Here is a 23,723-nt window from a genome sequence, read left to right on the forward strand (position 1 = left end):
TTTTATTTATCTGTTACTCATATTTACGATTGGGTTTTCTCTGGTGTAAGAATTGTTGGGCCACTGTCTTTTGCAAGCTCAGGGTAATCTAACGTGTAGTGTAAGCCACGGCTCTCTTTACGTTGCATTGCACAACGAACCATTAACTCTGCAACCTGTAGCAAGTTACGCAGTTCTAACAAGTTATTCGAAACCCTGAAGTAGCTGTAGTACTCATGAGTTTCTTGTTGCAACATCTGGATACGGCGTAGTGCACGTTCTAGTCGTTTATCGGTTCGAACAATCCCCATGTAATCCCACATGAATAGGCGTAGTTCGTGCCAGTTGTGCTGAATGATAACCTCTTCATCACTATTGGTGACTTGGCTTTCATCCCATGCTGGTAGTTCAGCACAAAGCTGAGACTGGTCGATGTTTTCAACGATGTCTTTGGCTGCCGCCCATGCGTAAACCACACATTCAAGCAGTGAGTTAGAAGCCATACGGTTCGCACCGTGTAGGCCGGTGTAGCTCACTTCACCAATCGCATATAGGTTAGTTAAGTCGGTTTGACCTTGCTTATTTACCATCACACCACCACAAGTATAGTGAGCAGCTGGTACGATAGGGATCGGCTCTTTGGTCATATCGATACCCAAATCCATCAAACGCGTGTGGATCATTGGGAAGTGCGTGGTGATGAACTCTTCAGGCTTGTGACTGATATCGACATACATGCAATCTGCACCTAGGCGCTTCATTTCAAAGTCAATTGCACGAGCAACTACATCACGCGGAGCCAATTCACCGCGCTCATCGAAATCTTTCATGAAGCGGGAGCCATCTGGACGACGAAGGTAGGCACCTTCACCACGCAGTGCTTCCGTTAGTAGGAAGTTACGCGCTTCTGGGTGGAATAAGCACGTTGGGTGGAACTGGTTGAACTCAAGGTTTGCTACTCGGCAACCCGCACGCCAAGCGATAGCAATACCATCACCGGAAGAGACATCTGGGTTAGAGGTGTATTGGTAAACCTTTGAAGCGCCGCCTGTTGCTAATACAACAAATTTAGCGCGCACGGTTTCAACGTGTTCTTGGTTACGGTTCCAAATGTAGGCACCGATAACTTTATCTTTCGAACCACCAACCTTATCTTCAGTGATCAAATCTAGCGCATTGTGGCGCTCGAAGATTTCGATGTTTGGGTGGTTGTTGACGTTATCTTGTAGCGAAGTTTGCATCGCCATGCCGGTGGCATCAGCAGCGTGCAGAATTCTGCGGTGGCTATGTCCACCCTCACGAGTTAGGTGATATTTTGGCTGACCTTCCGTGCTGTTCTCATCTTTATCAAATGGAACACCACCATCAATCAGCCATTGCACGCACTCTTTCGCATTTTCAGCAATGAATTGAACGGTATCTTCTTCGCATAACCCGGCCCCAGCAATTTGAGTATCCTCTACATGAGACTCAATACTGTCCGACTCATCGAACACCGCGGCGATACCACCTTGTGCGTAATACGTCGATCCTTCGCTGCGTGGTCCTTTGCTTAATACAATTACTTTTGCATGTTCTGCTACGCGTAAAGCTAATGACAAGCCTGCCGCACCACTTCCTACCACTAATACATCACACTGATGTTCACGGTTTGCGTTCATAAAACTTATTAAATCCCGGGCTATAGTCGAATTGTCTACACTCAATTGACTTTGTCTTGTTTTAGGAGTTGCAGTAAGACTGTTATAATCTTCTGAGTCATCCTAAAACGCTATGCAAAATCAAGATATAGACAGCTATCTAGAAATATTTAATTGCTCAATACCATTGCTTTTGCTCAAGTTTTCCCAAATTGATAGGGATAGCTATTTTCATTACATCACATTGTGAAACAATAATGGCAAATAATTTTAAGAAAGTTGGAACTTTCAGTATTTGGCTTAGTCACAATAGTGCTCTTGTAGACGGTGGTGTCAATACTACATTTCGCATAATTAGTACCCATATCTGTGAAGGTAAGGGTTATAACAATAGGAGTACCCGCTCGAATGAACGAGCAGCTAACCGATCAAGTGTTGATTGAGCGAGTTCAGAGTGGAGATAAGCAGGCGTTTAACTTATTAGTGGTTAAGTATCAAAATAAAGTCTGTAATCTTATCTCTCGATACGTGAATAATTCCGGTGATGTACCTGATGTAGCACAGGAAGCTTTTATTAAAGCCTACCGCGCGATACCTAACTTTCGTGGCGAGAGTGCCTTCTATACATGGCTGTATCGAATTGCCGTGAACACCGCTAAAAATCATATCGTTGCCCAGGGCCGCAGGCCACCAGCAACGGATGTAGATGCAGAAGATGCAGAATATTACGAAACAGGCAGCGCGTTAAAAGAAATATCGAACCCTGAGAACTTAACGCTGTCAAAAGAGTTGAAACAAGTTGTTTTTGGTGCGATTGAAGCGCTACCAGAAGACTTAAAAACTGCAATGACGCTGCGTGAGCTCGAAGGTTTGAGCTACGAAGAGATTGCAGAAGTAATGGATTGCCCTGTAGGAACCGTACGTTCGCGTATTTTCCGAGCTCGTGAAGCGGTGGAAAAGAAAATTAAACCTCTTTTGCAACGCTAGAACTTGTAATAATTATGGTGAAAATAATGGCTGATAAAGAAAAGCTTTCGGCACTCATGGATGGTGAAACGATCGATAAAGCTCTCATAGTAGATCTTGAATCTGATCAAGAAAGCATGAATACCTGGCAGAGTTACCATTTAATTGGTGACGTGATGCGTGGGGATGCGCCAGAAACGAAAGATTGGAACATTGCTGACAGTGTGGCAGCGGAGCTTGAAGCCGAGCCTGCGCATAGTGCAATGCCAAACCTGCACCAAGTGAATGTTGAACCTACGGTTGCTCCAATCGAAGAGCAACCAAAGCCTCAGCAAGCGAAACGTCAGCTTCCTGCATGGCTACAACAGTTTGGACAAGTTGCCGCGGCAGCGTGTGTTTCATTAGCGGTTGTATTAGGTGTTCAGCAGTATGGTGGTAGCGATCCAGCAGCACCAGAGCAGTTACCTGTACTACAGACGATTCCATTTGCGGGCTCTGCAGAACCAGTAAGCCTAACGCGAGACTCTGTTTCTAAGCCTGTCTCTGAGGCTAATTTACAAGAACAACGTAAACGCGTTCATGCATTGCTGGAAGATTATGAACTGCAGTTAAGATTAAACGGTGACGCATCATCAATGGAAGATGCACATTTAGAATCGGATATTGAATGAAGAAAATCCTGGTCAGTGCACTGACACTGTTCAGCTTGATGTCTCCAACAGCCTTTGCAGAAGAACTCTCTGCAAAGGCGTTATTGCATCAAATGAATGAGGCCAGTCAGCATCTAAATTACGAACTCTCCTATATATTGATAAAGAAGAGCAGTATTGAGCCTCTGCTTTATCGTCATGCAGTTAACGACGATCAACAGCTCGCACACCTTGTTTATCTCAGTGGCCCTGTGCGTGAAGTCATTCGACGTGGCAATGAAGTTAGCTACGTCGAGCCGGGGACTGAGCCATTTACTATTTTGTCTGGTAGCATGGTTGCCCCTGTCATTCCGATGATTAATAGAGATATCGATTCTCTTAACCGGTACTACGACTTCGTAAAAGTTGGGCGATCTCGTGAAGCGGGGAGCACAACACAAGTATTACGCGTGGTGCCGAAAGATGGCCTTCGTTATTCTTACGTAGTTTGGGTAGACGAGAAAACTCATCTTCCTTTACGTGCCGATCTTTTGGATCGTGATGGCGAAGTGCTAGAACAGTACCGAACTATCTCTTACGTGGTGAATGATAAGATCGCAGAAGCAATGGGTGGCTTGAATCAAGTTAAACTGCCGAAGGTTTTGTCATTACCAGAAGGCTTGGTGAGTGAAACTAACTGGCAAGCTTCTTGGATTCCTGAAGGATTTAAGTCAAAAGAGCTTAGCCGTTATCAAATGGCGGTGACCGAAAAAATGGTTGAGAGTCAACTTTTCAGTGATGGGTTGTTTAGTTTTTCGGTGTATATCGCCGACAAAGATGAGCACTCATTGAAAGGGCAATTGGTACGTCAAGGGCGCAGAACCTTACATAGTTTAGTGATGGGCAACAGGGAAATATCTGTAGTCGGCGATATTCCGCCTGCAACGGCTAAGCGTATCGCTCAATCAGTAACGTTCAATAACTCGGTACCAGTGCAATGATGACCGCGCTGGCGACCGTTAGCTCAGTCGAGCAAAAAGGTAAGCAATATTTTGTTCAACTGAGCTGCGAACAGCAAACCAGTTGCAGTAGTTGCTCTTCTCAAAAAAGCTGCGGAACCGGTATCGTCACCAAGGCCGTTGGCAATAAAGCTTTGTTTTGGCAGTTTAAAACCAAAAGCCTTGTTAAAGCCGGACAAATTGTAGAGATTGGCTTCCCAGAAAAAAGTCTGCTTCAGTCGGCGGCTATTGTTTACCTCGTCCCACTTTTCATGTTGATAATTGGTGCTGGCCTTGGACAGCTCTTGTTACAACCCTTGCTCCAAGGGGGCGAAGGGGTTGTTATACTCTGTGCTGCACTATTTACCACTGCTGGTATTGCCTTGGCGAAGCGGTTAGCCAAACCAATGGAAGACAAATCCAAGCAAGAAGTCGTCTTGATTCGAATTCTAGGTGAGTCTCTCGTCTAATTTATGATGCGTCTTGCCCTTAAATTGGGTAGAATCTGCCAACTTGATTGAAATGCCGCCACCAATGCTAATATTAGGTTGGAAGCATAGCGGCTTTCTTATTATCCCTATACAAAGAGTTTAGTCATACCAAGCCTATGAAGCACATTCGTAATTTTTCGATTATCGCCCACATCGACCACGGTAAGTCGACCCTTTCTGACCGCTTAATCCAAGTTTGTGGAGGATTAAGTGAACGTGAGATGGCAGCTCAAGTCCTCGATTCTATGGATATAGAACGCGAACGTGGTATTACAATTAAAGCGCAGAGTGTGACTTTAGATTATAAAGCTAAAGATGGAGAAACTTACCAACTTAACTTTATCGACACCCCTGGACACGTAGACTTTTCTTATGAAGTATCTCGCTCTCTAGCGGCTTGTGAAGGCGCGCTACTTGTAGTAGATGCTGGCCAAGGTGTTGAAGCACAAACTCTAGCAAACTGTTACACAGCAATCGAAATGGAGCTGGAAGTGGTGCCAATCTTGAACAAGATTGACCTACCCGCAGCTGAACCAGAACGTGTTGCTGAAGAAATCGAAGAGATCGTTGGCATCGATGCGATGGAAGCGACTCGCTGTTCTGCGAAAACAGGGGTAGGTGTTGACGATGTTTTAGAAAACATCGTAACGGCTATTCCACCACCGGAAGGTGATCCAGATGCGCCTCTACAAGCCCTTATTATTGACTCTTGGTTCGATAACTACCTTGGCGTAGTTTCTTTGGTACGTATCAAAAACGGTAAGCTGAAGAAGAACGACAAGATTAAAGTCATGTCGACAGACCAAGTTTGGGGAGTTGACCGTCTAGGTATCTTCACACCTAAGCGAATCGACACCACTGAGCTGAATACTGGCGAGGTAGGTTGGGTTGTTTGTGGCATTAAAGACATTCTAGGTGCGCCTGTTGGTGATACCTTGACGCTTGCTAAAGGTGGCTGTACTGAACGTCTACCTGGTTTCCAAAAAGTGAAGCCTCAGGTATACGCAGGCCTGTTCCCTGTTTCATCTGATGACTACGAAAACTTCCGTGACGCACTAGGCAAACTAAGCCTGAATGATGCATCACTGTTCTACGAACCAGAAAGTTCAGCAGCACTTGGCTTTGGTTTCCGTTGTGGCTTCTTAGGAATGCTTCACATGGAGATCATCCAAGAGCGTCTAGAACGTGAATACGACCTAGATCTCATCACAACGGCACCAACCGTAGTGTATGAAGTTGTAAAAACAGATAAAACCGTTCTGTACGTTGATAGCCCGGCTAAACTGCCAGCGGTTAATGACCTCGAAGAAATTCGTGAACCAATTGCACGCTGTAATATTTTGGTACCTTCGGACTACCTAGGTAACGTAATCACACTGTGTGTTGAGAAGCGTGGCGTACAAGTAGATATGGTTTACCACGGCAACCAAGTTGCTGTGACGTACGATCTTCCTATGGCAGAAGTGGTTCTAGACTTCTTCGACCGTCTGAAGTCAACGTCTCGCGGTTACGCATCATTGGATTACAACTTCCAACGCTACGAGCCATCAAACATGGTACGTGTAGATGTATTGTTGAATGGTGAAACGGTTGATGCACTAGCGATCATTACGCACAAAGACATTGCTCAGTCTCGTGGTCGTCTACTGGTAGAGAAGATGAAAGAGTTCATCCCTCGTCAGATGTTCGATATTGCGATTCAAGCTGCGATTGGTAACCACATCATTGCTCGTTCTACAGTGAAGCAACTGCGTAAGAACGTAATCGCAAAATGTTACGGTGGTGATATCAGTCGTAAGAAGAAACTTCTTAAGAAACAAAAAGAAGGTAAGAAGCGTATGAAGCAGATCGGTAACGTTGAACTGCCTCAAGAAGCTTTCCTTGCCATCCTTCACGTTGGAAAAGACTAGGTATCAATCGCACTAACTATCTGCTGAACATTACTGGTTAAATCGTTTATTTCTTTGTTGCAAAGATTGCAATTAGGTCCACTAGTCACTGCACTTTACGCCTAGAACTAAGCGATGTTTCCTGCGTAATCTTCCTAGTATTTAGTCAGCATGATTGATACAAATTAGAAATATTAAGTAGAGTGAAAGGGTTATACTCTTTCACTTTCGTTATTTTTAAAGAAATGAAATTTAAGGGATATCAATGGCTAATACATTTTCACTTATCTTAGTGATCGTAACTCTAGTGACTGGCATTGTATGGGCGTTGGAAAAGTGGTTGTGGGCAAAGAAGCGCCAGCAGAAACTGGCTGCCGTTGAAGCACAATCGACAGGCCTAGACGCTGAAACGAGCGCAAAAGTTACGGCTCAGCCTTGGTGGGTTGAGAACAGTGTTTCCATTTTCCCGGTCATTGCATTTGTTTTGATTCTGCGTTCATTTATTTATGAACCGTTTCAGATCCCGTCTGGCTCGATGATGCCAACTCTTTTGGTGGGTGACTTTATCTTGGTAGAGAAGTACGCGTACGGTCTAAAAGACCCGGTATGGCGTACTCAACTGGTTGAAACGGGCAAACCAGAACGTGGTGATTCAATCGTATTTAAGTACCCACCTCAGCCTAGTATCGACTACATCAAGCGTGTTGTTGGTATGCCGGGTGACACCATTCGTTACAGCAGTCGTAAAGAGATCTGCATTCAAGCGAAGGGTACAAGTAGCTGTGATCCAGTGAAACTAAGTCACGTTGAAGAAAGCCAATTTGTTCAAGATGGTGTGCCTCTAATTCAGCTGAATGAACAGCTTGGAGACGTAGAGCACCAAATTTTAGTTAACCCATTACGCCGTGATCGTGTGCAAGCATATCAGCCTCGCAATGGTGTTAACGAGTGGGTTGTTCCAGAGGGGCAGTACTTTGTGATGGGTGATAACCGTGACAACAGTGCCGATAGCCGTTACTGGGGCTTTGTCCCTGAAGCAAACCTTGTTGGTAAAGCCGTTGCGATTTGGATCAGCTTCGAATTTGAACATGGTTCAGACAGTGTACTTCCAACATGGATTCCTACTGGTGTGCGTTTTAATCGCATCGGTGGGATTCATTAATCGATCAATTAACACATCGAGAGAGCATGAATTCTCCAATTGATAAACTAGAGAGAAAGATTGGCTATCAGTTTAATGATGCCGATCTTATCCACTTGGCGCTGACTCACCGCAGCGCCGCAGGTAAACATAACGAACGTCTTGAGTTTCTGGGCGATTCAATTTTAAGTTTTGTTATCGCTGATGATCTTTACCACCGTTTTCCTAAGGTAAACGAAGGTGACATGAGCCGTATGCGTGCAACACTAGTGCGTGGTCATACATTGGCTGAACTAGGTCGTGAATTCGAACTAGGAGATTACTTAAAATTAGGTCCAGGTGAGTTGAAGAGTGGCGGTTTCCGTCGTGATTCTATTCTAGCGGATGCGGTTGAAGCGATCATCGGTGCTGTCTATTTAGATAGTGATACCGAGACGGTTCGTCGCATTATTTTGAGCTGGTACCAATCTCGCCTAGAAGCTATTCAGCCTGGAGTATCTCAAAAAGATCCAAAAACTCGCCTACAAGAGTTTTTACAAGGTCGAAGAAATCCTCTACCTGTCTACACAGTGACTAATATTAAAGGTGAAGCACACAACCAAGAGTTTACGGTTGAGTGTGAAGTGGCAGGTGTGGATAAACCTGTTATCGGTAAAGGCACTAGCCGCCGCAAGGCAGAACAAGCGGCTGCTGAAACAGCATTAGAGCAACTAAGCAATGTCTGATAACAACCAAGATTTCGATATCGATGCATTCTTTTCATCTGATAGCAAAAAAACAGGCCTACCGGAAAACCAACACTGTGGCTTCATCGCTATTGTCGGTCGCCCAAACGTAGGTAAATCGACGCTTCTGAACCATATTCTGGGGCAGAAGATTTCTATTACATCACGTAAACCACAGACGACACGTCACCGTATTATGGGCGTTGAAACTGAGGGTGATTACCAAGCGATCTTTGTTGATACTCCTGGACTTCATATTGAAGAAAAGCGTGCAATCAACCGTTTGATGAACCGTGCGGCGAACAGTTCTTTGAGTGATGTGAACCTAGTCTTCTTCCTTGTGGATGGAACACACTGGACTGACGACGATGAAATGGTTCTGAACAAACTGAAGAAGACTGACTTCCCAGTTGTACTTTGTATTAACAAAGTTGATAACGTTCAGGATCGTACTAACGTCATGCAGCATATGATGGAAGTCTCTAAAAAGATGGAATTCGTTGATGTTGTGCCAATCTCGGCGAAGCAAGGTAAAAACATTGATGTACTGCGTAAGCATGTACGTGAGCATTTACCAAAAGCGACCCATCACTTCCCTGAAGAGTACGTGACGGATCGCTCGCAGCGCTTTATGGCGTCTGAGATTATCCGTGAAAAGCTGATGAGATTCACAGGCGAAGAGCTACCTTATTCAGTAACGGTTGAAATAGAGCGCTTCGATTACAACCCAGACAACGATGGCTTCCACATCAACGCCCTGATTCTTGTTGAACGAACGGGTCAAAAGAAAATGGTGATTGGTAAAGCGGGCGAGAAGATCAAAACGATTGGTCGTGAAGCGCGTATTGATATGGAAGATCTATTTGGCCGTAAGGTTTACTTAGAAACTTGGGTCAAGGTTAAATCGGGTTGGGCTGATGATGAGCGTGCACTTCGTTCATTAGGTTACATCGACGATCTATAATATATTGAACGTCACTTTCTGATATCACGAAAGTTGAACTTAATATAATTTCTAGAGAGAGTGCGAACTCTCTCTTTTTGTATCTGTAAGAAGGGTAAGTGATTGAGCGAAGGTTTACATCGATGCTTTGTGTTGCACCGTCGACCATACAGTGAGTCGAGTCTGATTTTGGACGTCTTCAGCGAAGAGTTCGGTCGGGTGACCTTGATGTCTAAAGGCGCTCGAAGCAAGCGTTCCAATTTGAAAGGTGCATTACAACCTTTTACGCCGCTATTGCTAAAGTGGTCTGGCAACAGTTCAATGAAAACCTTACGTCAAGCTGAGCCAATTAGTTTAGGGCTTCCTCTTACGGGGATAAACTTGTATTCAGCGATGTACGTGAATGAGCTGATTGGTCGAGTGTTGATGGCCGAAGTACCAATGCCTGCACTTTTTCATGACTATCTTCATGCTTTAACAGAACTGGCCCATAATGAAAATCCGGAGCCAGCATTGCGTCGTTTTGAGTTGGCTCTACTATCCGCGATGGGATATGGCGTCGACTTTTTGCATTGCGCTGGTAGCGGTGAACTGGTCGCGCCAAACATGACTTATCGATACCGAGAACAGAAAGGTTTTATTGCTTCAGTGCGTCGAGATAATCTGACATTTATGGGCGATGAACTTATCGCAATCAGCGAGCGTAGGTTTATCACTAAAGAACAGTTAAAAGCAGCAAAACGCTTTACACGCATAGCCTTAAAGCCGTATCTTGGCAGCAAACCATTAAAAAGCAGAGAGCTATTTATGCCAACAATAGCCCTCTCTAGAGCACGGAGTATTGGAAAATGAGCTCAATCCTTTTAGGCGTTAATATCGATCATATTGCAACACTACGTAATGCACGTGGGACTAAATACCCAGATCCAGTACACGCAGCTGAGATAGCTGAACGTGCAGGTGCTGATGGCATTACTATCCATTTACGTGAAGATCGTCGCCATATTGTTGATCGTGATGTGCGTATTCTGGCTGAAACTATTCAAACGCGAATGAATTTAGAGATGGCTGTGACGGACGAAATGGTTCAAATTGCACTCGATACTAATCCTGAGTTCGTTTGCTTGGTTCCTGAGAAACGTGAAGAGCTGACCACTGAAGGTGGTTTAGACGTTGTCGGCCAACTTGAAAAGATCAAAACGGCGACGGAAAAACTGTCAGCTGCTGGTATTAAGGTGTCGCTATTTATTGATGCGGATCGTCAGCAAATCGATGCAGCTAAAGTATGTGGTGCGCCGTTCATTGAGCTTCATACTGGTCATTACGCTGATGCGAAAACAGAAGAAGATCAGCAAGATGAACTGAAAAAGATTGCAGCTGGCGCAAGCTATGCTGACGATCTTGGTATCACAGTCAATGCGGGTCATGGCCTGACTTACCACAACGTAGCACCTATTGCGGCGCTTCCTGAGATTTATGAGCTGAATATTGGCCACTCTATAATGGGACGTGCTGTCTTTGATGGCTTGAACAGAGCCGTTGCAGACATGAAATCCGTTATGGAAACAGCACGTAATAACAAGTAGTTAGGCAAGCGATAACTTAGGTAAGCGGTAACTATAAGCGACAACTTAGTCGTAGTATGTTGAGTAGTAACAAGTTGAATAGTAAAGGTTAATAATGGCTGTTGTTGGATTAGGTACCGATATCGCAGAAATTGAACGCATAGAGAAGGCACTATCACGAAGTGGTGACGCTTTTGCTCAGCGTATTTTGACGAGTTCTGAATTTGAAGTATTTCAGAAAATTAAGCAAAAAGGGCGTTACCTTGCAAAGCGTTTTGCCGCAAAAGAAGCGGCGTCTAAAGCGTTAGGTACGGGGATTGCCCTTGGTGTGACCTTTCATGACTTCGAGATTTCAAATGATGAACATGGTAAGCCAGTATTGCTCCTACATAAGAAAGCTCGTGAAATCGCCGATACGAGTGGAACCAGGTCGATCCACCTCACTATCTCGGATGAGCGCCACTATGCTGTGGCAACGGTATTACTCGAATCCTAAACCTGTTGCCGCTAATCTAAATCTAGTGCCTAATTAATCAGCAAACATAAAAAAGCAGAGTCTATGAGCTCTGCTTTTTTATTGGTTTGTATTCTGAGTTGTTAAACGCTAAATCGCTAACTAGATATCAGATGCTAGATGGTTTTAAATAATGAACCGCGGTTGCTTGAACCTTATCTAACTCATCCTGAAGTTCAAAAAGTTCCGGTTCAATATCTTCAACGGAAATGCCAGATCGCAGCTCTTTCTCTATCGTTGCACATACCGATTTAAGCCTTGGTACACCACTATATGAGCTGCTGCCATGCATCTTGTGGATAATGTGTATTAGTTCTTCAACAGGGTAATCACTATCTTCTATCGCTTTCTCTGTTGCCTCATAAACCTCAGGAATAAAGTCCACTAGCATTTGCAACATATCTCGTGCAAGGTCTTCTTTATTGGCTGCTTGCTTCATTGCAGCTTGCCAATCTATGATGATGTTTTTGTGCACACTTATTTCTCTTTCTGATATTTGGCTATGATCGATTTCGACTGAAACTGCTGGGTGGTCTGGGTCTATTTTTTCGATATGCTCAACCTCAGAGGTTGGGCTCCAATGAATCAGAACCTGTTGTAATATATGTTCTTCAATAGGTTTCGTTAGGTAGTCATCCATGCCCGCTTCAAGCAACCGGTCACGTTCGCCAACCATGGCATGAGCGGTCACTGCAATGATCGGAGTATTCGCATTATTCGCTAGTTTTTTGATATTCTGACAAGCGGTCACACCATCCATTTGTGGCATTTGAATGTCCATGAAGATGATATCAAATGGTGTTTCTGTCGCTTTGTCGATTGCCTGCTGACCGCTAGTGCAACTGATGACGGTTTCTACGCGTTCTTTCAGTAGTGCGGTAATCAATTTAAGGTTTGCAGGGTTGTCATCGACAGCCAATACGGTAAATGGAAGCTTCTCTTCCGAGTGCGTTTCAATCGCCGGTGCAATCAAGGTTGGAGCTTGGTTCGATACTAGGGTTTGCAGCAGTTTCTTACGAGAAAGAGGCTTGGTGATGCACTGAACATCCACCTCTTTCATCAATTGTTCACCTAACGCTAATTCGGTACTTGGTGTACCAATAATTACGTTCTGAGCTATTTTTTTAGCGCCAATAGCCCAACCACTTACGGTATCAAATTGGTATTCTTGGTTTGATGCAAGGTTTAGCAGAACGTAGTCATACGAGGGTGACTCGTCAGGCATCACCGAGCGATAAGTGACCACAAGCCCTTCTTGGGTTAAGATCTGTTGGGTAATTGACGCTGCTTGCATGTTTGGTTCGATCAACAGTAGTTGTTTGTTTTGCAGGCACTGAGTTTCAATCAGCTCCGTCATCGGCATATCAGTGGTAGAAAGCCTCAACGTAAACCAGAAGGTTGAACCCTGGTGAAGGCGACTGGTTAGACTGATTTCACCACCCATTTGGCTCACCAATTTTTGGGTGATAACCAGACCTAAACCTGTACCACCATAACGACGAGAAATACTTGCATCTGCTTGGCTAAAGGCTTGGAAAAGCTGAGCTTGTTGACGTTCAGATATACCAATACCAGTATCGCGAACCATGAATTGAAGCTCGATATTGTCTTCGCTTTGTGAGCGAAGTTCAACGCTGATATCAATGTTGCCATGCTCAGTAAATTTGATGGAGTTACCCACTAGGTTAGTCAAGATCTGCTGGATACGTAGTGGATCACCAACAACGCCTGGCGGTACTTTAGGGTCGATCTTGAGGGTCAGTTCTAAGCCTTTTTCATGAGCATTAGTTGCTTGAAGGTTCACAACTTCTTCGAGGCTGGATTGGAACTCAAATGGGATGTTCTCTAAGGCTAGCTTGCCAGCTTCAAGTTTCGAGAAATCCAAGATATCGTTAATAATACTGAGTAGGTTGTTCGCCGAGCGTTCAATAGTTTGCAAGTAGTCAGTTTGGCTGTTCGATAGATGGGTTTTGAGCATTTGGCGAGTAAAGCCAATCACACCGTTGAGCGGCGTTCTTAATTCGTGAGACATATTCGCCAAGAATTCAGACTTAACACGAGCCGCTTCTTGAGCACGCTTTTTCGCAATGTCTAATTCAACGTTTTGAATCTCTAACTGTTCAAGTGTTTCACGTAGATCGGAGGTCGCTTGGTCAATACTGTGTTGCATTTCAACGTGATATTCCGACAGCGATACTGCCATCGCGTTGATACCGTTTTTCAGCGAGTCTAGCTCACCATGCATTTTGCCTTCGATACGTACATCGAGATGACCACGACGTATTCGGTCGACCATGTTTTTCATGTGTGTGATCGGCTGGGTCACGTCGTGCATTAAGCGGAAGGCAAACACACCTGAAAGCCCAAGCCCGAGAACCAACACTAAGAATGCAGAAAACACCTCTTGATATTGTTGTAATCGAAGTGACGAAAGGTCTAACTCTATCGCGATATAACCGATCGCTTGGTTGGCTTGAGATTGGCCATTGGCTGAGTTTATATACTGACCTTCAGCAATAATCGGCGTCCGAAGAATCAGCGTGTTATCGAGCAGGTTCGATGAACTTAAATGCGGAATCGGTTTATCTTTGGGGTAGGTCAGGCTTTCAAAGTCAGGGTGGAAGTTTGAGGTTACAAACAGCTCGTGACGTTCATCAAACACCGCGATACTGCGCACCAGCTTAGAATTTTTTCGATGCGCATAGCTAATCAGCTGTCGAACAGACTCTCGGCTTTCGAGCTGCATGCCTGATTCACTCGCAATAGCCAGTGGTTCAATGATGCTAGTACCAGTGTTCATTACTTGACCCTCAAGGTCTTGATAGCGGTTAAATGAGAAAAATGCACTCAATAGCAACCCAATAATCAATGTTGGAGCTAGAGTTAAGGTAATTACACGGGCTCTTAAGCCATATCTGGTCATGTTCTTTAATTACATCGAGGTCTGGATATGGGAAAATAACGCACACAATGGCGGTTAAGTGAACGGTAAGCTTAATCAAAGCCGTGACGTTCGACAATGATTCCAAGGCAGAATAGTGAGCCCTGGATACCAATTACTAATTAAAAGATACATTAGGCATAAGCAATGGCACGTTTTTTCCAACCAAAAAAGAAAACTCAATTCGAGACCAAGCATCAATCGGTTTTGGTTGAACGAATGGATCACAATGGCGCTGGTATCGCTTATCAGAAAAACAAACCTGTTTTCATTGATGGGGCATTGCCCGGTGAGCAGGTGGTCATTCAACTGACTGAGAGTAAGAGTAAATTTGCACGCGCGAAACTCATCAAATTATTAAAGCCAAGCGAGAAGCGCCTAAAGCCGTTTTGTAAGCACTTTAATCAATGTGGTGGCTGTCATCTTCAGCATTTTGGTTACGCCTCTCAGGTTGAGCACAAAGCACAGTCTCTTTCACATCTGATGAGCCAATATCAAACCGTTGAAACCGAAGTTGCCCAACCTATTGTGGGTAATGAAACGGGTTATCGTCGTCGCGCGCGTATCAGCCTATTTGTTGATAAAAAGACACAGCAGCTTCAGTTCGGTTTCCGTAAGAAGCAAAGTAAGCAGATTGAAAACATCACCGACTGTGCCGTGCTTGAACCTCGCCTTAATGTATTGCTACCAAAACTGAAAAATTTACTGAACACTTTCAACAACCTTACCTCTTTAGGACACGTAGAATTGGTACTGGGCGATACTGGCCCTGTCATGGTGCTACGTCATCTTAAGCCTTTGGTTGAAAAAGATGAGCAATCTTTGATTGAGTTGGCTCAGGCAGAAGGCGCTACGCTGTATTCTATGCCAGAAGCTGATAAGTTGATTCGTTTGGTGGGTGATACGCCAGCTTATAATGAAACCGGTGTGACTTTACCGTTTGAGCCAAATCACTTCATTCAAGTGAATCAAAAGGTCAATCAACAGATGGTGGCTCAAGCGATCGAGTGGCTAGAACCTCAAGCGGATGAACGGGTGCTTGATCTGTTTTGTGGTTTAGGTAATTTCAGCTTACCTATCGCACAACAGTCGGCGTTTGTGGTCGGTGTGGAAGGTGTTACTGAAATGGTACAACAGGCCACGTCTAATGCAGCATTAAACCAGTTAAGCAATACGGAATTTTACCAAGCCAACCTTGAAGAAGACTTATCCTTACAGCCTTGGGCAAAAGAGAAATTCGATAAAGTATTACTTGACCCAGCACGTGCGGGAGCGAGTGGGATCGTTGATCAAATTTCAGCGTTAGGAGCGAAGCGTGTGGTTTATGTTTCGTGTAATCCTGCTACTCTAGCTAGAGATTCTGAGAGCTTAGAAAAACAAGGCTATCAATTAGCCAAGCTGGGTATGTTGGACATGTTCCCCCACACCAGTCATCTAGAATCGATGGCTCTTTTTATCAAGGCTTAGAGGCCCTTAAACAAGGCTTAAAAATGAATCACAAAGGCGCAGTTAAGACTGCGTTGATATCAATATGAGTCGAACTAACTTGGAACCAGTTAGTCATATTGAATTGGGTATAAAACATAATAACTAGGAAGACATGATGGTTGCGGTACGAAGCGCACATTTAAACCCAAGCGAACAGTTTGAGCTAGAAAGTTGGATTGCGTCATTGAATCAAGATGCAAAGACCTCGAATAAACTGATCAAAGTTTATCTTCACTGTGAAGAGCTTTTAAAAGATCATGAACAAGCTTCGCTCTTGCTTTGGCGTGGGCGCGAGATGATCGAAATTTTGGTCACCTTGTCTATGGATCGTGCCACTTTAGTGGCAGCACAACTTTTCCCCGTCGTCTCAAGTGGTGTTTTTGAGCGCGAAGCGTTTGAAGAAAGCTACGGCAAAGAAATCGTAAAGTTGATCGATGGCGTTGAAGAAATGGCGGCCTTAGGCCAGTTAAACGTGACCCTTGAAGGCAGCGCTGCCTCGGGTCAAGTAGATAACGTTCGCCGTATGCTACTGGCGATGGTCGACGACTTCCGCTGCGTAGTCATCAAACTCGCTGAACGAATCTGTAACCTTATCGAGGTAAAAAAAGCGCCTGATGCTGTGCGTCGTGCAGCGGCAAAAGAGTGTTCTAACATCTACGCTCCGCTCGCTAACCGTTTAGGTATTGGTCAGCTTAAGTGGGAAATCGAAGATTACGCATTCCGCTACCAACAGCCAGACACCTACAAGCAGATTGCTAAACAGCTGTCTGAGCGTCGCATCGTACGTGAACAATACATTAAAGACTTCGTTGACGACTTAACGGCAGAAATGAAGCGTTCAAGCATCAATGCTGAAGTCAGTGGCCGACCAAAACACATCTACAGTATCTGGCGAAAAATGCAGAAAAAAGGGTTGGCCTTCGATGAGCTTTTTGATGTGCGTGCTGTACGAATTATCGCCGATCAACTTCAAGACTGTTATGCCGGCCTAGGTGTGGTTCACACCAAATATAAACATCTACCCAGTGAATTTGATGACTACGTGGCGAACCCTAAGCCAAATGGTTACCAGTCGATCCACACCGTAGTTCTTGGCCCTGAAGGCAAGACCATTGAAATTCAGATCCGTACCAAGCAAATGCACGAAGACTCTGAGTTGGGTGTAGCTGCGCACTGGAAGTACAAAGAAGGTGCTTCAAGTGGACGCAGTGGTTACGACGAGAAAATCACTTGGTTGCGTAAACTTATCGATTGGCAAGAAGAGATGTCGGATTCTGGTGAGATGCTCGATGAAGTTCGGAGCCAAGTGTTCGATGACCGTGTCTACGCCTTTACACCTCGCGGTGACGTGGTCGATTTGCCTATGGGGGCTACGCCTCTCGATTTTGCTTACCACATCCATTCGATGGTAGGGCACCGCTGTATTGGTGCCAAAGTAGCAGGACGTATCGTACCGTTTACCCATAAACTATCGATGGGCGACCAAGTAGAGATCATCACGCAGAAAGAACCGAATCCATCGCGTGATTGGCTAAACCCAACCACAGGTTTCGTTCACTCAGGTCGTGCTCGTGCGAAAATCAACGCATGGTTCAGAGCACAAAGCCGCGAGAAAAACTTAGAAGCAGGTCGAGATATCCTTGAAGTTGAACTCGCGAAAGTGGGGGCAACCCTAAAAGATGCCGACCAATATGCGCTAAGACGCTTTAACGTCAACACGCCTGATGAGCTTTATGCCGGTATCGGCAGTGGAGACTTACGTATCAACCAAGTGGTTAACCACATCAATGCACTGGTCAATAAACCAACGGCGGAAGAAGAAGATAAAAAAGCGCTAGAGAAGCTGCTTGAGTCGGAAAATAAGCCTGCACAACAGAGTCGTCCAAATAAAGACGCGGTAGTGGTTGAAGGTGTTGATAACCTAATGACACACCTCGCTCGCTGTTGTCAGCCTATTCCAGGCGATATGATTAAAGGTTACATCACTCAAGGTCGTGGTATCTCTGTTCACCGTAGTGACTGTGAACAACTAAGTGAACTTAACCTACATGCTCCAGAACGTATTATCGATACTGTTTGGGGGCATGGATTTGTTGGCTCATACATCCTAACGTTACGTGTCGAAGCATTAGAGCGTAATGGTTTGTTGAAAGATATCACCTCACTGTTCTCGAATGAAAAGATCAGTGTGACCACAATGAAGAGCCGTATCGACTATAAACGTCAGTTGTCGGTAATGGATTTTGATTTGGAAGTGACCAATATTGAAATTCTGAGTCGAGTGACTAGCCGAGTAGAACAAATCAAAGATGTCATGTCGGTTAAACGCCTAGGCTAGTTTTTACGTCGTACTTGGCCTTAACTGCACTATACTCGCTTCATCACATAGGCAAGCTATGCTCAGAAGTCTCGTAAGTTTGTTGCCTTGTTAGAAGAACCAAGTACTTAGTAAAAACCGAACAATGCATTGAATGACGCGTTGTTTAACAAGAAAAACAGAAAGGTGAGTGGTTTTGGCTGCTCACCTTTTTTAGTTCTAGTATTTTTTTAGTTTGAGAACCTTTTAGTTTCAGTGAAGCTATAAGTTTAAAAATCAAAGACAGTAATAGGAAGAAAACGATGGATCACCCGATTGAACACCTTGAACAGATTATGACTAAGCTGCGCGATCCTGAGGGTGGCTGTCCTTGGGATTTAAAACAAAATTTTGAAACAATTGTGCCGCATACTATCGAAGAAACCTACGAGTTGGTGGACGCGATTCACAACAAAGACTGGCCGAACCTACAAGAAGAGTTGGGGGACTTGCTGTTCCAGGTGATTTTCTACAGCCAGTTAGCTAAAGAACAGGGGGTGTTTGAGTTCTCTGATGTGGTTGATGGTATCAATGAGAAGCTAACACGTCGCCATCCGCATGTGTTCTCTGATACCGAGTTTGCCAGTGATGAAGAAATTAATGCCAACTGGGAAGCTGAAAAGGCCAAAGAAAAAGCACAAGCAGGCAAAACTCAAGAAAGTATTCTAGACTCAATACCAAACTCGCTACCTGCACTTTCGCGTGCTACAAAGATTCAAAAGCAGGTTGCGAAATTTGGCTTTGATTGGGACGCTATTGGCCCGGTGGCAGATAAGGTTTTAGAGGAAGTTGACGAAGTGTTGGAAGAGGCGCTGCAAGTAATACCGAACGAAGATTTGATTGAAGAAGAGTTGGGAGATCTGTTGTTTGCGACGGTTAATTTGGTGCGACATTTAGGTAAAAACCCAGAAACGGCGCTGAACAAAGCTAATCTAAAGTTTTATCGTCGCTTTAAAGGGGTGGAACAAAAAGTTCGTCAGCAAGATAAAAATTTAACAGACTTTTCTCTACAACAGCTTGATTCTATGTGGGATGAGGTCAAAGTAGAAGAGAAAAGATAATCAAAGCTTTTATCATGAATTGATTTGAAGCAAAAAATAAAAAATTGCAGTGTGATAGATTTCACGTTGTGGCGATAAGGGGCTTCTGGTATATTTTCATCCCGTCCAGAAGTAATCCATTTCCCTCATTCAACCAATTTCAGGTTAAACATGACGACAAATTACATTTTTGTTACTGGCGGGGTTGTATCCTCTCTAGGTAAAGGTATTGCAGCAGCGTCTCTTGCTGCTATTTTAGAAGCTCGTGGTCTTAAAGTGACTATGATGAAGCTTGACCCTTACATCAACGTTGATCCAGGCACTATGAGCCCGACTCAACACGGTGAAGTGTTCGTTACGGAAGATGGCGCTGAAACTGACCTTGACCTTGGTCACTATGAGCGATTCATTCGCACCAAGATGACTAAGCGTAACAACTTCACTGCAGGTCGTGTTTACTCAGACGTACTCGCTAAAGAGCGTCGCGGTGATTACCTAGGTGCAACTATTCAGGTTATCCCGCACATCACTAACTCTATCAAAGAGCGTGTTATTTCAGGTGCATCTGGCCACGATGTTGCGATCGTTGAAGTTGGTGGTACGGTTGGTGATATCGAATCTCTACCATTCATGGAAGCGATTCGTCAGCTAGCAGTTGAACTAGGCCGTGAACGCGCAATGTTCATGCACCTTACTCTAGTGCCATACCTAGCAGCAGCGGGCGAAGTGAAAACTAAGCCAACGCAACACTCTGTAAAAGAGCTACTGTCTATTGGCATTCAGCCAGACATCCTAGTTTGTCGTTCAGACCGTAACATTCCTTCGAACGAGCGTAAGAAAATTGCCTTGTTCTGTAATGTGCAAGAAAATGCGGTTATTTCTATGCGTGATGTTGACTCTATCTACAAGATCCCTCAGCTTATTAAAGCTCAAGGCACTGATGAACTTGTATGTAAGCGTTTCGGCATCACGGCTCCAGAAGCTGACTTGTCTGAATGGGAACAAGTTATTTACGAAGAAGCTAACCCAACGGGTGAAGTGACGATTGGTCTGGTTGGTAAATACATTGAACTACCGGATGCCTACAAATCAGTTAATGAAGCGCTAAAACACGCGGGCTTGAAAAATCGCCTAAGCGTTAATATTAAATACGTAGATTCACAAGACCTTGAGTCTCGTGGCGTAGAGCTTTTAGAAGGCCTGGATGCAATCCTAGTGCCTGGTGGCTTCGGTGATCGTGGCGTTGAAGGTAAAATTCTTGCTGCTCAATACGCTCGTGAAAACAAAGTACCGTACCTAGGTATCTGTCTAGGTATGCAAGTAGCGCTTATTGAATACGCTCGTAACGTTGCGAAAATGGAAGGGGCACACTCTTCTGAGTTCTGTTCTGAAACTAAGTACCCAGTAGTTGGTCTTATCACTGAATGGACTGATGGTGAAGGTAAAGTTGAAGAGCGTACAGAATTATCTGACCTAGGCGGCACGATGCGTCTTGGTTCACAGCTTTGTCACCTAGCGAAAGGGACGAAAGCTTACGAATTATACGGTAGCGCGACGATCCATGAACGTCACCGCCACCGTTACGAAGTGAACAACAATCTTCGTCCACAAATCGAAAAAGCGGGCCTGAAAGTATCGGGTCTATCTGCGGACAAGAAGCTGGTTGAAGTAATTGAAAACCCGAACCACCCATGGTTTGTTGCTGCTCAATTCCACCCAGAGTTCACTTCAACACCTCGCGATGGTCACCCATTGTTTGCAGGTTTCGTGAAAGCGGCTGGTGAGTTCCAGCGTGGCGAATTAGAGAAATAAAAGGAATACAGGTAGCTGCGTAGGTTGTGCTGCTACCTTTAAATTTGACATTTATATATTCAACGAGAAGGAAACATTCAATGTCTAAGATCGTTAAAGTTCTAGGTCGTGAAATCATCGATTCACGTGGTAACCCAACTGTAGAAGCTGAAGTACACCTAGAAGGCGGTTTCGTAGGTATGGCTGCTGCTCCATCTGGCGCATCTACTGGTTCTCGAGAAGCTCTTGAGCTACGTGACGGCGACAAATCACGTTTCCTAGGTAAAGGTGTTCTTAAAGCTATTGAAGCTGTAAACGGCCCAATCGCTGAAGCACTAGTTGGTAAAGACGCTAAAGCTCAAGCTGACGTTGACCAAATCATGCTTGACCTAGACGGCACTGATAACAAGTCTAAGTTCGGCGCGAACGCTATCCTAGCCGTATCTCTAGCTAACGCAAAAGCTGCTGCTGCTGCGAAAGGCATGCCTCTATATGAGCACATCGCTGAGCTAAACGGTACTGCTGGTCAGTTCTCTATGCCTCTACCTATGATGAACATCATCAACGGTGGTGAGCACGCAGATAACAACGTTGACATCCAAGAGTTCATGATCCAACCTGTTGGCGCTAAAACTCTTAAAGAAGGTCTACGTATCGGCGCTGAAGTCTTCCACAACCTAGCTAAAGTTCTTAAGTCTAAAGGCTACAGCACTGCAGTTGGTGATGAAGGTGGTTTCGCTCCTAACCTTAAGTCTAACGCTGAAGCTCTAGAAGTTATCGCAGAAGCTGTTGCAGCTGCTGGTTACGAACTAGGTAAAGACGTTACTCTTGCTATGGACTGTGCTGCATCTGAGTTCTTCGACAAAGAAGCTGGCATCTACAACATGAAGGGCGAAGGTAAAACTTTCACTTCTGAAGAGTTCAACCACTACCTAGCTGAACTAGCTAACAACTTCCCAATCGTTTCTATCGAAGACGGTCTTGACGAGTCAGATTGGGATGGCTTCAAGCACCAAACTGAACTTCTAGGCGACAAGCTTCAAATCGTTGGTGACGATCTGTTCGTTACAAACACTAAGATTCTTGCTGAAGGTATCGAGAAAGGCGTAGCTAACTCTATCCTTATCAAGTTCAACCAAATCGGTTCTCTAACAGAGACTCTAGCTGCAATTAAGATGGCTAAAGACGCTGGCTACACTGCAGTAATCTCTCACCGTTCTGGCGAAACTGAAGATGCAACTATCGCAGATCTAGCGGTAGGTACAGCTGCAGGTCAAATCAAAACTGGTTCTATGAGCCGTTCTGACCGTGTTGCTAAGTACAACCAACTAATCCGTATCGAAGAAGCTCTAGGTTCTAAAGCTCCTTTCAACGGTCTTAAAGAAGTTAAAGGTCAATAATTCCTAGCGAATTATGCACTAATGCTTTTAAATGCCTCGCTTATGCGGGGCATTTTTTTGCCTAAAATTCGTCATTCTTGAGACTGACGGAGAAAGGAATTGGGATTCTCACATAGGTTTCGAATTACAATAATTCCCCGACTTATTGATTCCCTGACACCACATATCTCGCACCAATAAGCTCATTATGGTATATATGTGCCTTATTCTAGTTCCTTCTTTTTCAACCGGCGAAAGGTGTTATGCGAATTTTTGCTTTAGTTTTGCTCATAGTGTTTGGCTGGCTACAACACACACTGTGGTTTGGTAAAAATGGTATCTCTGATTACTACGGTGTGAACAACGAAATTCAAGTTCAGCAGCAAGTGAATGAAAAGCTGCATATTAGAAATGCTGAGATGTTTGCAGAAATCGACGACCTCCGACAAGGCTTAGATGCTATCGAAGAACGCGCACGTCATGAACTTGGAATGGTCAAAGAAGGCGAAACGTTTTATCGCATCATTGGCGAGGAATCCCATTAATGTCGACTCAACTTCAAAGCGTGATTGCCGTTGTACCTGCGGCGGGCGTCGGTAGCCGAATGAAGGCAGACCGCCCTAAGCAATATCTCAAGATTCACGGCAAAACAATTTTAGAGCACACCGTTGAGAAATTATTGTCTCACCCACAAGTCACTCAAATTGTCGTTGCGATCAGTGATGATGACCCATACTACCTTGAGCTAGCTCTCAACCAGAACCCACAAGTGATCCGGGTATCTGGCGGAAGCGAGCGAGCGGACTCTGTACTCTCTGCGCTAAACTATATCGCTAAGCAGCAACTGGGTGATTGGGTAATGGTTCACGATGCGGCAAGGCCTTGTGTTCAGCTAAGTGATATCGACAAGCTAATTTCCGGCGCTATGAACCATGATGTGGGTGCTATTTTAGCGGCTCCAGTTCGTGACACAATGAAGCGAGGTGCCCAAGGGCAGATCGAGCATACCGTTGAGCGAGCGGATTTATGGCATGCACTTACGCCGCAAATGTTCAGAGCAAAGCCTCTGTGGAAGGCATTAAGTGACGCGTTGCAACAAGGCGCTTCGATTACTGATGAAGCCTCAGCCTTTGAATGGAAAGGTTTATCGCCCGCTTTAGTGGCAGGGCGTTCAGATAATTTTAAAATTACTCAGCCTGAAGATTTAGCGCTTGCTGAGTTCTATTTAAGTCAGAATAAGGAATAATG

At 44.6% G+C, this 23,723-nt stretch carries 20 protein-coding genes; 18 read left to right on the forward strand and 2 right to left on the reverse strand.

The annotated features are described in order from the left end of the window. Nucleotides 1-23: 23 nt before the first annotated feature. Nucleotides 24-1,640: an L-aspartate oxidase gene (gene nadB, locus WR49_RS04925; RefSeq protein ID WP_017056559.1), complete on the reverse strand. Its 1,617-nt coding sequence runs from the start codon at nucleotides 1,638-1,640 to the stop codon at nucleotides 24-26. A gap of 387 nt (nucleotides 1,641-2,027) precedes the next feature. On the opposite strand from nadB, the gene rpoE reads away from it, so the two are divergent. The 11 genes from rpoE (at nucleotide 2,028) to acpS (ending at nucleotide 11,462) form a co-directional block, all read left to right on the forward strand. Next, the gene (gene rpoE / locus WR49_RS04930; protein WP_004739025.1) at nucleotides 2,028-2,606 is read left to right on the forward strand and encodes an RNA polymerase sigma factor RpoE; all 579 of its coding nucleotides are present in this window, start codon (nucleotides 2,028-2,030) and stop codon (nucleotides 2,604-2,606) included. Between the two features lie 26 nt (nucleotides 2,607-2,632). After that, nucleotides 2,633-3,256, forward strand: coding sequence for an RseA family anti-sigma factor (locus WR49_RS04935; RefSeq protein ID WP_046223284.1), 624 nt, complete (start codon nucleotides 2,633-2,635; stop codon nucleotides 3,254-3,256). Continuing rightward, the gene (gene rseB, locus WR49_RS04940) at nucleotides 3,253-4,215 is read left to right on the forward strand and encodes a sigma-E factor regulatory protein RseB (RefSeq protein WP_017056561.1); all 963 of its coding nucleotides are present in this window, start codon (nucleotides 3,253-3,255) and stop codon (nucleotides 4,213-4,215) included. Before WR49_RS04935 ends, rseB begins: the two co-directional genes overlap by 4 nt. Then, nucleotides 4,212-4,682, forward strand: coding sequence for a SoxR reducing system RseC family protein (locus WR49_RS04945; protein ID WP_017056562.1), 471 nt, complete (start codon nucleotides 4,212-4,214; stop codon nucleotides 4,680-4,682). The genes rseB and WR49_RS04945 overlap by 4 nt, the downstream gene beginning before the upstream one ends. Before the next feature lie 137 nt (nucleotides 4,683-4,819). Next, nucleotides 4,820-6,613: a translation elongation factor 4 gene (gene lepA, locus WR49_RS04950; protein WP_017056563.1), complete on the forward strand. Its 1,794-nt coding sequence runs from the start codon at nucleotides 4,820-4,822 to the stop codon at nucleotides 6,611-6,613. Between the two features lie 244 nt (nucleotides 6,614-6,857). Further along, entirely contained in the window at nucleotides 6,858-7,754 is an 897-nt protein-coding gene (gene lepB / locus WR49_RS04955; RefSeq protein ID WP_046223285.1) for a signal peptidase I, read from the forward strand. 26 nt (nucleotides 7,755-7,780) lie between these two features. Further along, entirely contained in the window at nucleotides 7,781-8,458 is a 678-nt protein-coding gene (rnc, locus tag WR49_RS04960; protein ID WP_017056565.1) for a ribonuclease III, read from the forward strand. Then, nucleotides 8,451-9,422 carry a GTPase Era gene (gene era, locus WR49_RS04965; RefSeq protein ID WP_017056566.1) on the forward strand — a complete coding sequence of 324 codons (972 nt, stop codon included), beginning with the start codon at nucleotides 8,451-8,453 and terminating at the stop codon, nucleotides 9,420-9,422. Before rnc ends, era begins: the two co-directional genes overlap by 8 nt. 102 nt (nucleotides 9,423-9,524) lie before the next feature. After that, nucleotides 9,525-10,253, forward strand: a complete 729-nt coding sequence (recO, locus tag WR49_RS04970) for a DNA repair protein RecO (RefSeq protein ID WP_046223286.1) — start codon at nucleotides 9,525-9,527, stop codon at nucleotides 10,251-10,253. After that, a complete protein-coding gene (gene pdxJ / locus WR49_RS04975) occupies nucleotides 10,250-10,987 on the forward strand; it encodes a pyridoxine 5'-phosphate synthase (protein ID WP_017056568.1) in 738 nt (245 codons plus the stop codon). The genes recO and pdxJ overlap by 4 nt, the downstream gene beginning before the upstream one ends. A 94-nt stretch (nucleotides 10,988-11,081) precedes the next feature. After that, nucleotides 11,082-11,462 (forward strand): holo-ACP synthase, encoded by a 381-nt coding sequence (gene acpS, locus WR49_RS04980; protein WP_046223287.1) that lies wholly within the window; start codon nucleotides 11,082-11,084, stop codon nucleotides 11,460-11,462. A 127-nt stretch (nucleotides 11,463-11,589) separates the two neighbouring features. Here acpS and barA read toward each other — a convergent pair whose 3' ends face one another. Continuing rightward, complete coding sequence (barA, locus tag WR49_RS04985) at nucleotides 11,590-14,403, reverse strand: two-component sensor histidine kinase BarA (protein ID WP_046223288.1); 2,814 nt, start codon at nucleotides 14,401-14,403, stop codon at nucleotides 11,590-11,592. 165 nt (nucleotides 14,404-14,568) lie between these two features. Between barA and rlmD the strand changes: the two genes are divergently transcribed. The 7 genes from rlmD (at nucleotide 14,569) to ispD (ending at nucleotide 23,721) form a co-directional block, all read left to right on the forward strand. Beyond that, complete coding sequence (gene rlmD / locus WR49_RS04990) at nucleotides 14,569-15,888, forward strand: 23S rRNA (uracil(1939)-C(5))-methyltransferase RlmD (RefSeq protein ID WP_046223289.1); 1,320 nt, start codon at nucleotides 14,569-14,571, stop codon at nucleotides 15,886-15,888. Nucleotides 15,889-16,024: 136 nt separating this feature from the next. Then, nucleotides 16,025-18,247: a GTP diphosphokinase gene (gene relA, locus WR49_RS04995; protein ID WP_046223290.1), complete on the forward strand. Its 2,223-nt coding sequence runs from the start codon at nucleotides 16,025-16,027 to the stop codon at nucleotides 18,245-18,247. Between the two features lie 281 nt (nucleotides 18,248-18,528). After that, nucleotides 18,529-19,326: a nucleoside triphosphate pyrophosphohydrolase gene (gene mazG, locus WR49_RS05000; RefSeq protein ID WP_046223291.1), complete on the forward strand. Its 798-nt coding sequence runs from the start codon at nucleotides 18,529-18,531 to the stop codon at nucleotides 19,324-19,326. A 150-nt stretch (nucleotides 19,327-19,476) separates the two neighbouring features. Next, the gene (locus WR49_RS05005) at nucleotides 19,477-21,117 is read left to right on the forward strand and encodes a CTP synthase (RefSeq protein ID WP_046223292.1); all 1,641 of its coding nucleotides are present in this window, start codon (nucleotides 19,477-19,479) and stop codon (nucleotides 21,115-21,117) included. A gap of 80 nt (nucleotides 21,118-21,197) precedes the next feature. Continuing rightward, a complete protein-coding gene (gene eno / locus WR49_RS05010; protein ID WP_017056575.1) occupies nucleotides 21,198-22,496 on the forward strand; it encodes a phosphopyruvate hydratase in 1,299 nt (432 codons plus the stop codon). Nucleotides 22,497-22,738: 242 nt separating this feature from the next. After that, nucleotides 22,739-23,020 carry a cell division protein FtsB gene (gene ftsB / locus WR49_RS05015; RefSeq protein ID WP_017056576.1) on the forward strand — a complete coding sequence of 94 codons (282 nt, stop codon included), beginning with the start codon at nucleotides 22,739-22,741 and terminating at the stop codon, nucleotides 23,018-23,020. Continuing rightward, a complete protein-coding gene (ispD, locus tag WR49_RS05020) occupies nucleotides 23,020-23,721 on the forward strand; it encodes a 2-C-methyl-D-erythritol 4-phosphate cytidylyltransferase (protein WP_046223293.1) in 702 nt (233 codons plus the stop codon). Before ftsB ends, ispD begins: the two co-directional genes overlap by 1 nt. Nucleotides 23,722-23,723: the final 2 nt, after the last annotated feature.

The sequence above is a fragment of the Vibrio sp. ECSMB14106 genome (assembly GCF_000972265.1).
Classification (GTDB): Bacteria; Pseudomonadota; Gammaproteobacteria; order Enterobacterales; family Vibrionaceae; genus Vibrio; species Vibrio kanaloae.